The organism is Nocardioides psychrotolerans, assembly GCF_900113685.1.
In the GTDB taxonomy this organism is placed as follows: Bacteria; Actinomycetota; Actinomycetes; order Propionibacteriales; family Nocardioidaceae; genus Nocardioides; species Nocardioides psychrotolerans.
This window is the reverse complement of record NZ_FOQG01000036.1, coordinates 1-10364: the sequence shown is the minus strand read 5'-3', so window position 1 is coordinate 10364 and position 10364 is coordinate 1. Positions and strand designations below refer to the sequence as shown.

Sequence of the window (10364 nt, the reverse complement as noted above, 5' to 3'; positions counted from 1 at the left end):
CCCACCCAGGTCGGGTGCGCAGCGAGGCTGCCCTGGCCCAGATCGCCGGCACCTGCCCCATCCCAGCGTCCTCAGGCAACACCGTGCGCCACCGGCTCAACCGCGGCGGCGACCGGCGCCTGAACTGGGCCCTGAACACCGTCGTGCTCACTCGCATGCGCACCGACCCAGCCACCCGCGACTACGTCGCCCGGCGCACCGCGGAGGGCAAAACCGGCCGAGAGATCCGACGCTGTCTCAAGCGCTACACCACCCGCCAGATCTACCGGACCCTCAACGCCGCGGCTGCTCCCGACCGACCTGCTTCGGCCGCTTGACAGCACATAGAAGCATCCCAGGGTCGCTCGCTGGTCCGTTGCCGCGTGACCGGCCCGTGCAAGCGCGCGACGCCGTGGTCGAGCGGCGCCCGACCGATCAGCGTCTCCTTCGAGGCCAACGACTTCGGCGACAGCTTCTGAGGCATTTGGGACCAGCGTCGAGGTCGCGCGAGAATGGGGCCATGCCCGTCGTGCCCTCGTCCCTGACCCTCGGGTCGGTGACCGTCGAGACCCCGGTGGTCCTCGCGCCCATGGCGGGGATCACCAACGCCGCCTACCGGCGTCTGTGCGCCGAGCAGGGTGCCGGCCTCTACGTGTGCGAGATGATCACGTCGCGCGGCCTCGTCGAGCGGGACGAGCGCACCCTCGACATGCTGGTCTTCGACGAGCTCGAGACCACCCGCTCGGTCCAGCTCTACGGCACCGACCCGGTCTACGTCGGCAAGGCCGCGGAGATCCTCTGCGGCGAGTTCGGCGTGGCCCACATCGACCTCAACTTTGGCTGCCCCGTCCCCAAGGTCACCCGCAAGGGCGGCGGAGGAGCACTGCCGTGGAAGCGCGGGCTCCTCGGTCAGATCCTCGAGGCCGCGGTCGCCGCCGCGACGCCCTACGGCGTGCCTGTGACGATGAAGACCCGCAAGGGCATCGACGACGACCACCTGACCTACCTCGACGCCGGCCGCATCGCGCAGGAGGCCGGGGTCGCGGCGATCGCGCTGCACGGGCGCACCGTCGCCCAGGCCTACTCCGGCCAGGCCGACTGGGAGGCCATCGCCCGCCTCGTCGAGCACGTCGACATCCCGGTTCTCGGCAACGGCGACATCTGGGAGGCCGCCGACGCGCTGCGCATGGTCGAGCAGACCGGGGTCGCGGGCGTCGTGGTCGGTCGTGGCTGCCTCGGTCGGCCCTGGCTGTTCCGCGACCTCGCCGCCGCGTTCGCGGGAGAGGAGGTGGCGACCCTGCCGACCCTCGGCGAGGTCTCCGCGATGATGCGCCGCCACGCCGAGCTCCTGTGCCAGCACATGGGGGAGGAGCGCGGCTGCAAGGAGTTCCGGAAGCACGTCTCGTGGTACCTCAAGGGCTTCGCCGCGGGCGGCCACATGCGGCGCTCGCTCGCCCTCGTCGACACCCTGGCCAGCCTCGACGCCCTGCTGGTCGAGCTCGACCCGGACGAGGCGTTCCCGTTGGCCGAGCTGGGCACGCCGCGGGGACGTCAGGGGTCACCGCGGGCTCGTGTCGTGCTGCCCGAGGGGTGGCTCGACGACGCCGACGGGGCCGGCTCCCACGTCCGTGAGGACGCCTCGGAGACCACCGGCGGATGACGCCCGGATGACGCCCGGGTGACGCTCGGGTGACCGGGAACACCTCGGGGAACCATGCTGGAGATGCGGACAGCTCACGGGACTGTGCTTCACTCGGTCCTCGTGCCTGCCGCTCATCATGCGACGGGCACCCGTCATGTCCTCAACAGCAAAGGATCAGCGCTGTGGCAGATCATCGCCACGAGCGGGACACCAATGCCCGCCGCAAGCCCCGTGCCGTCGTCATCGCCGGCCCCCTCGCCTTCCTGGCGACGGCCTCCGCAGTGACCCTCGGAGTCCTCACCAGCGAGCCCGCGAGCAGTGACCTGCCCTCGGCCGCAGCCGCTCCGGCGAGCGCGGCCGGCTCGCCGGACACACCCAGCGCCTCGGAGTCGGCCGACCTGGCCCCCGACGCCGACCGTCGCAGCAGGAGCGTCAGCCGCAGCGCCTCGCGCAGCGAGCTGTCCAGCCTGCTGTCGAAGTCCGAGACGATGCAGGCGGAGGAGTCCACCCGCAAGGCGATCAAGAACGCCGACACGCGCCTGTGGACGACCACGACCCTCAACCTCTGGACCGAGCCGGGCGACGAGGCTCGCGAGGTCGGCGAGATCGAGCCCGGTGAGAAGGTCCTCGTGACCGGTCGCGAGCTCTACGGCCGCGACGAGATCGTCCTCGACGGCAGGTCCCGGTGGGTGACGGCCGGCTACCTCTCGACCGAGGAGCCCGCCACGCTCGGCGGCGCCTGCACCAACGGCACCTCGGTGCCGAGCGGAGTGAGCCCCAACATCGTGGCCGTGCACGCGGCCGTCTGCGCCAACTTCCCCGAGATCACCACCTACGGGACCTTCCGCAGCGACGGTGAGCACAGCCAGGGCCTGGCCGTCGACATCATGGTGTCGGGCGACCGTGGTTGGGAGGTCGCTGAGTTCGTGCGCGAGAACTACGAGGCACTCGGCGTCAGCTACCTCATCTACTCCCAGAACATCTGGTCGGTCGAGCGCTCCGGCGAGGGCTTCCGTGGCATGGAGGACCGTGGCTCCACCACGGCCAACCACTACGACCACGTGCACGTCACGACCTACTGAGACTCCGTTGTGCTAGCACTGGTGCTAGCATTGCCGGATGCCTGCACTGCACATCCGCGATGTTCCCGAGGAGACGGTCGCCGCGATCAAACGGCGCGCTGCTCGACGCGGTCACTCAGTTCAGCAGGAGCTGAGGGAGGTTCTCGACAAGGCTGCGGGGGAACCGATCGCCGGCGCGCGCCCGCGTCCGCTCAGACTTCGCACGGTCGATACAGGCCGCACGGCGGTCTTCGACCGCGCGGACTTCTATGACGACGATGAGCGCTGACACGGCGCCGCTGGTGGTCGTGGACACCAACGTCCTTCTCGCCGCCACTGACCGCAGTCGCAGCCAGCACGATGCGGCCATTCGGTTCCTCAACGAGGACGCACGACGCTTAGCGGTGTCTCCGCAGATCGTGCGCGAGTACCTTGCGGTCACTTCGAGGCCGGTCGCTGTCAATGGGCTCGGTCTCTCCGGTGAGGACGCGGTGGGCAACATCGAGCAGTTCCTCGAGGGCATGGAGATGCTGGCCGAAGGCCCCGGAACGACTCGCTCCTTGATGGACTTGATCGTGGCGGGCCCCACGGTCGGGAAACAGGTGCACGACGCGAACGTGGTGGCGGTTGCGCTGGCGCACCGGGCAGTGGCGATCGTCACGGACAACACGCGCCACTTCGCGCGGTTCGCACAGCTGGTTGTTATCGAAGAGATCGATGGAACGGTCGTGACCGCCTGAGCCGCGGCACGCGCGGCGCGCATTCACGGGGTTCGAACACTCATCTTCGCCGGTAAAGCACAGCCTCGCTGGCCTTCATCTGCCACCGTCTGGCCGACGATGAGATGAAGTATCAGGAAGAAGCTGCGTGATCTCAGCCGCCACTGGCCGTTCCTGACCGATCGCCCCGGTCGGTGCTGAGCGACCAAGGGCTGTAGGGAAGGCAACCAAGCCCTGGAAGAGCGTGGCCAAGGCGGCCACACGTTGTGATGCACGTCGCCAAACGACACCGCAGACCAGCCACGTCATGCCGTAGGCGGTCAAGAAGGCCATACCGGACATGTTCTGTTCGGCGAGGAGCGCGAGACTCGATTCGAGCACTTCGCATACTCACCTCCGCCGGCATGTCCGAGGCAGGGCCGTCATCACCGTGGCCCCCGTGTCACACTGCCGCATGACTCGGCAACGCGTGCTCGCCATCATCCAGGCCGGCGGCGCCGGCGGTCGCATGGATGTCTTGACCCGCGAGAGGGCCAAGCCGGCGCTGCCTTTCCTGGGTGTCTTCCAGCTGGTCGACCTGCCACTGTCCAACCTGACCCACAGCGGCATCAGCGACGTGTGGCTCTCGGTCCAGTTCCAGGGGTCCACGCTCGAGGAGCAGGTGGCCAACGGTCGCCCCTGGGACCTCGACCGCACGCGCGGCGGCCTGCGCCTGCTGATGCCCGAGGAGGGCACGGGCAGCCTCGACGAGGAGGGTTTCGCCCGCGGCAACGCCGATGAGCTCTTCCGCATCCGTGACCAGGTCGCGAGCTTCGCGCCCGACGTCCTGCTGGTGATGAGTGCCGACCACGTCTACCACCTCGACTACCTCGAGGTGGTCGACGCGCACCTCGAGGCGGGTGCGGAGTGCACCATCGTGACCACGGAGGTGCCGGTCAGCGAGGCCGGCGACCACGCAGTCGTCGAGACCGACGGTGACGGCCGGGTGACCGGCTTCGACTACAAGCCCGACGAGCCCACCACGGGGACCATCGCGACCGAGGTCTTCGCCTACGACCCCCGGGTGCTCGTCGAGGTCCTGGAGGAGCTGCACCGCGAGCTCTCCGCCGGCAGCGATGCGGGGGACTCCGGGCTCGAGGACTTCGGCGACCACCTGCTGCCGCGCCTCGTCGAGCGCGGCCGCACCATCGCGCACCCGCTGGACGGCTACTGGCGCGACCTCGGCCAGCCGCACCTCTACCTGCGGGCCCACCAGGACTTCCTGGTCGAGGACCACGACGTCCTGGGGCGTGAGGACTGGCCGGTCCTCACCCGTCAGCCGGCGCGGGCTCCGGCCCGGTTGCTCGAGGGCGCCGACGTCGTGGACGGCCTCCTGAGCCCGGGCGCTCGCGTCGCGGGCGTCGTACGACGCAGCGTGCTGGGGCCGGGAGTCGTCATCGAGGAGGGCGCCGAGGTGCACGACAGCGTCGTCTTCGCCCGGACCGTCGTGCGGGCCGGGGCCCAGGTGCACTGGAGCATCGTGGACAGCGACTGCGAGATCGGCGCCGGCGCACGCGTGGGCGAGGCCGGCGTCGACGGCACGAACGACTCCGACGTGGTCACGCTCGTGGGCCTTGGCTCCACCGTGGCCGCGGGCAGGACCCTCGCGGCCGGGAGTCGGCTCGAGCCCGGGACCAGCGCCTGAGTCGGGGCGTTGCCCTAGGCTCGCGCCGATGGATCCTCTCGACCTCTACGACGCCACCGCCCACGAGCGCGTCGTCGAAGAGCCGCCCAAGCGGGTGGACGCTCCGGTGCGCACGCCGTTCGAGCGCGACCGCGCCCGGGTGGTCCACGCCGCCGCGTCACGCAGGCTGGCCGCCAAGACCCAGGTGGTCGGTCCGCAGACCGATGACTTCACGCGCAACCGGCTCACCCACAGCCTCGAGGTCGCCCAGGTCGCCCGTGACCTCTCGCGGGCGCTCGGCAGCCTGCCCGACATCGCGGAGACCGCGGCGCTCGCGCACGACCTCGGCCACCCGCCGTTCGGCCACAACGGGGAGCGGGTGCTCGCCGACCTCAGCGACGCGTGCGGCGGCTTCGAGGGCAACGCCCAGACCCTGCGCATCCTGAGCCGACTGGAGTCCAAGACCTTCGACGCCGATGGCCGCTCGGTGGGGCTCAACCTGACGCGTGCCACCCTCGATGCCTGCACGAAGTACCCCTGGCCCCGCGGGGGTGGCCCCGATCCCCTCAAGTTCGGTGTCTACGAGGACGACCAGGCGGTGTTCGGGTGGTTGCGCGCGGGCGCGGCGATGGACGTCGGGGGGGTCCGGCAGTGCATCGAGGCGCAGATCATGGACCTCGCCGACGACGTCGCCTACTCCGTCCACGACGTCGAGGACGGCACGGTCGCCGGCCGCATCGACCTGACGGCCATGGACCTGCCGGCGGTGTGGGCGACCGTCCGCGACTGGTACCTCCCCGACGCGCGTGACGACGAGCTCGACGACGTGCTGGCCGGCCTGCGCACGCAGGGCAGCTGGCCGACGACGCCGTACGACGAGAGCAGGCGGAGCCTGGCCGCGCTCAAGAACCTCACGAGCGACCTGATCGGCCGCTTCTGCGGAGCCGCCCAGCACGCGACGTTCGCCGCGGGGTCTGGCCCCTTCGTCCGCTACGAGGGGACGCTCGTGGTGCCGGAGCGCACGCTGCTCGAGATGGCCGTGCTGAAGGGCATCGCGGCCCACTACGTCATGCAGGCCGAGGACCGTCTGGTGGCCATGGCCCGCGAGCGCGAGCTGATGATCGAGCTGGTGGCGATCCTGGTGCAGCGCGCGCCCGAGGAGCTCGAGCGACCCTTCGTCGACGACTGGGACGATGCGGGCGACGACGCGGCCCGGCTGCGGGTCGTCATCGACCAGGTCGCCTCCCTCACCGACGCCAGCGCCGTCACCTGGCACACCCGGCTGCGCAGGAGGCGCCCATGAGCACGCCCCTGGTCTGGTTGCCCTTCGACCCCGCCGAGCTGGGGGACCCCCCGGAGGCGCTGCGCTACGAGGTCGTTGACCCCACCCGTGAGGTCCCCGCGTCGGTGGGCGAGGTGTCGTTCTACGTCCCGCCCTACCGCCTCGACGCCTCCGTCACCTCGGTCCTGCCGCAGATGGCGTCGCTCGACGTCGTGCAGACCCTCACGGCCGGCGTCGATAACGTCCGACCGCACCTCCCCGCGGGAGTCCGGCTGTGCAACGGCCGCGGCATCCACGACGCCTCCACCGCCGAGCTCACCCTCACGCTCATCTTGTCCTCGTTGCGTGGTGTGCCCGATTTCGTGCGGGCGCAGGACCGCCGCGAGTGGACACCCCAGTGGCGTCCCGCGCTCGCCGACCGCCACGTCCTGCTGGTCGGCCACGGCGCGATCGGCCGGGCCATCGAGTCCCGTCTCCTGCCCTTCGAGGTCACGCTCACCAAGGTCGCCCGCACCGCCCGCGACGACGTGCACGCCATCGAGGACCTGCCCCAGCTGTTGCCGACGGCCGATGTGGTCGTCCTGATCGTGCCGTTGACCGACAGCACCCGCGGTCTGGTCGACGCCGCCTTCCTCGACCAGATGAAGGACGGCGCGCTCCTGGTCAACATGGCGCGCGGAGCGGTCGTCGTCACCGAGGACCTGGTGGCGGCCCTCCACACCGGGCGCATCACCGCCGCCGTCGACGTCGTCGACCCCGAGCCGCTCCGGTCCGACAGCCCGCTCTGGGACGCCCCCGGTCTCCTCGTCTCGCCCCACGTCGGCGGTGCGAGCACCGCCATGTGGCCGCGGGCCCACCGGATGGTCCGCGACCAGCTGCACCGCTACGCCGCGGGCGAGCCCCTGTGGAACGTCATGTCCGCCGACCGATGACCTCGCCGTAGGATCGAGGCGTGGCAGGCCGGATCCGCGAGGACGACATCTCAGAAGTGCGCGAGAAGGCTCGCATCGACGACATCGTGTCGTCCTACGTCACCCTCCGCAACGCCGGTGGCGGCTCCATGAAGGGCCTGTGCCCCTTCCACGACGAGAAGTCGCCGTCGTTCCACGTCACGCCGAGTCGGGGATTTTTTCACTGTTTCGGTTGCCAGGAGGGCGGCGACGTCATCACCTTCCTGATGAAGATCGACGGCCTCACCTTCTCCGAGTCGGTGGAGCGGCTGGCCGACAAGGTCGGGGTCCAGCTGCGACGTGAAGACGGCGACGTGCGCGAGGAGCGGCCCAAGGGTCCGCCGCGCGCCCGGTTGATCGAGGCCAACAAGCTGGCCCAGGCGTTCTACGCCGAGCAGTTGCTGACGCCCGACTCCGCGGCCGGGCGCCAGTTCCTGCACGAGCGTGGCTTCGACCAGGCGGCAGCCGAGCGCTTCGGGATGGGCTTCGCGCCCCGCGACGGCGAGGCGATCCTGTCCCACCTGCGTGGCAAGGGCTTCAGCCAGGACGAGATGGTCTCGGTGGGCCTGGTGGCGATCGGGCGCTCGGCCTACGACCGCTTCCGTGGTCGGCTGCTCTGGCCGATCCGCGAGGCGACCGGCGACACGATCGGCTTCGGCGCCCGACGGATCTTCGACGACGACAAGATCGATGCCAAATACCTCAACACCCCGGAGACCCCGCTCTACAAGAAGAGCCAGGTCCTCTACGGCATCGACCTCGCCCGTCGCGAGATCGCCCGTTCCTCCCAGGCCGTCGTCGTCGAGGGCTACACCGACGTCATGGCCTGTCATCTCGCCGGGGTCGGCACCGCTGTCGCCTCGTGCGGCACGGCGTTCGGCGAGGAGCACACCCGTGTCCTGCGCCGTTTCCTCCACGACCACGAGGAGTTCCGCGGCGAGGTCATCTTCACCTTCGACGGCGACCAGGCCGGCCAGAACGCCGCGCTCAAGACCTTCGCCGGTGATCAGAACTTCGTCTCCCAGACCTACGTCGCCGTCGAGCCCGACGGCCTCGACCCCTGCGACGTCCGCATCAAGAAGGGCGACGCAGCCGTGCGCGAGCTCGTCGCCCGCCGCGTGCCCCTCTACCGGTTCGTCCTCGCCAACGTCGTCAGCAAATACGACCTGGACCGCGCCGACGGCCGCGTCGACGCGCTGCGCGAGAGCGCCAGGCTCGTCTCGAGCATCCGCGACAAGTCCAAGGTCGACGCCTTCGCCCGCGAGATCGCCGGGATGATCGGCATCGACATGGACGAGGCCCGCGCCGAAGTACGCCGTGCCGCCAACCGCCCGGCGCGCCAGGACGATCGCAACACCCCCCGCCGTCCCGAGCAGGCCGCGCCGACCGAGACGCCGGCTGCGGCCCCCCGTCCCGTCGCACCCGACCTGCGCGACCCGCGCTTCACCATCGAGCGCGAGACGCTCAAGCTCGTCATCCAGCACCCGATGGCGATCGGGCGCACCACCACCGACATCGGCCCCAACGACTTCACCCACCCGACCTACCGGGGCGTGTGGCAGCTCGTCGAGGCAGCGGGCGGGCTGGTGGCCGGTTCGTCGGACCCGGGATGGTCGACCCGGCTCCGCGACGCGGCCACCGACCCGGCCGTCTCCTCGGCTATCAGTGCGCTCGGCGTCGAGCCGTTGATGCGCGAGCCCGATGCTGCCTACGTCGGCCTCTACGTCTTCAAGCTCCTCGAGCTCACCGCACAGCGCCGCATCGCCGAGGTCAAGTCGCGCCTGCAGCGCACCAACCCCGTGGACAACCCGGCCGACTACAACAAGATGTTCGGCGAGCTGGCCGCCCTCGAGCAGCACCGCCGCACCCTGCGCGACCGCATGAGCGGTCCCGCATGAGGCCGACGCTGCGGTGGCGACGCGAGCGTCCCGACCTCCAGGTCCACCCCGGCGAGCAGGTCCTCGCGTGGGCCGTCGACGCCACCGGCGAGGTCGTCGGCGGCACCCGTGACGCGCTCTACGTCCCGGCCGCCGACGACGCCCGCATCCCGTGGGAGGAGGTCGAGGCCGCCGACTGGGACCTCGACACGTCCACGCTGACCGTCCGCGAGGTCGGCTCGTGGGGCTTGACTCGGCCCCAGCACCGGATCACGATCGCGGAGCCCGGTCGGCTCCTCGAGCTGGTCCGTGAGCGGGTGACGGCCAGCATCGTCCTCCAGCGCCACGTCGCGGTGACCGGCCGACGCGGTGTGCGCGTCATCGCCCGCCGCGCGCCCCGCGGCCGCGCCGACATCGCCTGGTTCTTCGAGTACGACGAGGGGATCGACCCCGAGGACTCGTCCGTGAGGGCGTCGGCCGAGGCAGCCCTGGCAGCCGCGAAGAGCGAGGTCCAGCCCGGCTGAGCGGTGGGCCGGAGCCCGATTTCGGCCCCGGCCCCGGCCTTGCTAATGTTCTATCGCTGTCCGGAGATGGTCAGCGTGATCCCCTGTAGCTCAACTGGCAGAGCATTCGACTGTTAATCGGAGGGTTGTTGGTTCGAGTCCAACCGGGGGAGCCAGTGAAAACGGCCCGTGACCTGCGGAAACGCAGTCCACGGGTCGTTTTGCTTGTCGGAGGCATCGGCTGTGCATCGTTCGTGCTTGCTGCGCCATCGCACCAAGACGCCCGAGGGAACGATCGGTTCACGCTCGAAGTCGGGAAGACGGGGTCAGGCCCGCTGTCAAGGGCCAGTAGGAACTGCCCGGGGGCGGTCATGAAACCTGCCCGGTGACGGTCACGAGAAGTGCCCGGTGGCGGCCATGAGATCTGCCCAAGGGCTGGCCGCCACCGGCCGGTTTGCTCAGCTCAAGGGGCTCACCCCTTGCCCGGCGAGTGCCTGGGTCAGGCGCACGCTCTCACCGGTGGTCTGACAGACGTGGGCGTGGTGCAGGAGCCGGTCGACGGTCGCGGTGGCCAGCGTTTTAGGCATCAGCTCGTCGAACGCGGCCGGGTGCAGATTCGAGCTGATCGCGACCGAGCGTTTCTCATACGCGGCATCGACGAGGCGGTAGAGACCTTCGGCGGCGTCCT

11 protein-coding genes and 1 tRNA gene are annotated in these 10364 nt (G+C 70.3%); 11 read left to right on the top strand and 1 reads right to left on the bottom strand.

Annotated features, from left to right (window positions below):
• From BM204_RS22020 to BM204_RS21975, 11 genes are all read left to right on the top strand, one after another.
• A partial coding sequence (locus tag BM204_RS22020) for a transposase (RefSeq protein ID WP_143099885.1) occupies positions 1–317 on the top strand: 317 nt, incomplete at its 5' end.
• A 182-nt stretch (positions 318–499) separates the two neighbouring features.
• On the top strand, positions 500–1639 hold the full coding sequence (dusB, locus tag BM204_RS22015; RefSeq protein WP_091117765.1) for a tRNA dihydrouridine synthase DusB: 1140 nt from the start codon (positions 500–502) through the stop codon (positions 1637–1639).
• 164 nt (positions 1640–1803) lie between these two features.
• The gene (locus BM204_RS22010; RefSeq protein WP_091117763.1) at positions 1804–2703 is read left to right on the top strand and encodes a VldE C-terminal domain-containing protein; all 900 of its coding nucleotides are present in this window, start codon (positions 1804–1806) and stop codon (positions 2701–2703) included.
• A 37-nt stretch (positions 2704–2740) separates the two neighbouring features.
• Positions 2741–2971, top strand: coding sequence for a FitA-like ribbon-helix-helix domain-containing protein (locus BM204_RS22425; RefSeq protein ID WP_143099884.1), 231 nt, complete (start codon positions 2741–2743; stop codon positions 2969–2971).
• A complete protein-coding gene (locus BM204_RS22005) occupies positions 2961–3422 on the top strand; it encodes a type II toxin-antitoxin system VapC family toxin (RefSeq protein WP_170259330.1) in 462 nt (153 codons plus the stop codon). Before BM204_RS22425 ends, BM204_RS22005 begins: the two co-directional genes overlap by 11 nt.
• Before the next feature lie 433 nt (positions 3423–3855).
• The gene (locus tag BM204_RS22000; protein ID WP_091117759.1) at positions 3856–5085 is read left to right on the top strand and encodes a glucose-1-phosphate adenylyltransferase family protein; all 1230 of its coding nucleotides are present in this window, start codon (positions 3856–3858) and stop codon (positions 5083–5085) included.
• 28 nt (positions 5086–5113) lie between these two features.
• Positions 5114–6367 carry a deoxyguanosinetriphosphate triphosphohydrolase gene (locus BM204_RS21995; RefSeq protein ID WP_091117758.1) on the top strand — a complete coding sequence of 418 codons (1254 nt, stop codon included), beginning with the start codon at positions 5114–5116 and terminating at the stop codon, positions 6365–6367.
• Positions 6364–7278, top strand: coding sequence for a 2-hydroxyacid dehydrogenase (locus BM204_RS21990; RefSeq protein WP_091117756.1), 915 nt, complete (start codon positions 6364–6366; stop codon positions 7276–7278). Before BM204_RS21995 ends, BM204_RS21990 begins: the two co-directional genes overlap by 4 nt.
• Positions 7279–7298: 20 nt before the next feature.
• On the top strand, positions 7299–9194 hold the full coding sequence (gene dnaG / locus BM204_RS21985) for a DNA primase (RefSeq protein WP_091117754.1): 1896 nt from the start codon (positions 7299–7301) through the stop codon (positions 9192–9194).
• The gene (locus BM204_RS21980; protein WP_218031405.1) at positions 9191–9697 is read left to right on the top strand and encodes a hypothetical protein; all 507 of its coding nucleotides are present in this window, start codon (positions 9191–9193) and stop codon (positions 9695–9697) included. The genes dnaG and BM204_RS21980 overlap by 4 nt, the downstream gene beginning before the upstream one ends.
• Positions 9698–9776: 79 nt before the next feature.
• A tRNA-Asn gene (locus BM204_RS21975) sits at positions 9777–9852 on the top strand.
• Between the two features lie 282 nt (positions 9853–10134).
• Here BM204_RS21975 and BM204_RS21970 read toward each other — a convergent pair.
• Positions 10135–10364, bottom strand: a 230-nt coding sequence (locus BM204_RS21970; RefSeq protein WP_177223737.1) for an ATP-binding protein, incomplete at its 5' end; no start/stop codon positions are given.

What these genes read in the sequence shown, in the direction of transcription:
- BM204_RS21990 (WP_091117756.1), top strand. Translation starts at nt 6,364, where the DNA reads ATGAGCACGCCCCTGGTCTGGTTGCCCTTCGACCCCGCCGAGCTGGGG.
- dusB (WP_091117765.1), top strand. Translation starts at nt 500, where the DNA reads ATGCCCGTCGTGCCCTCGTCCCTGACCCTCGGGTCGGTGACCGTCGAG.
- BM204_RS21995 (WP_091117758.1), top strand. Translation starts at nt 5,114, where the DNA reads ATGGATCCTCTCGACCTCTACGACGCCACCGCCCACGAGCGCGTCGTC.
- BM204_RS22005 (WP_170259330.1), top strand. Translation starts at nt 2,961, where the DNA reads ATGAGCGCTGACACGGCGCCGCTGGTGGTCGTGGACACCAACGTCCTT.
- BM204_RS22425 (WP_143099884.1), top strand. Translation starts at nt 2,741, where the DNA reads ATGCCTGCACTGCACATCCGCGATGTTCCCGAGGAGACGGTCGCCGCG.
- BM204_RS21980 (WP_218031405.1), top strand. Translation starts at nt 9,191, where the DNA reads ATGAGGCCGACGCTGCGGTGGCGACGCGAGCGTCCCGACCTCCAGGTC.
- BM204_RS22000 (WP_091117759.1), top strand. Translation starts at nt 3,856, where the DNA reads ATGACTCGGCAACGCGTGCTCGCCATCATCCAGGCCGGCGGCGCCGGC.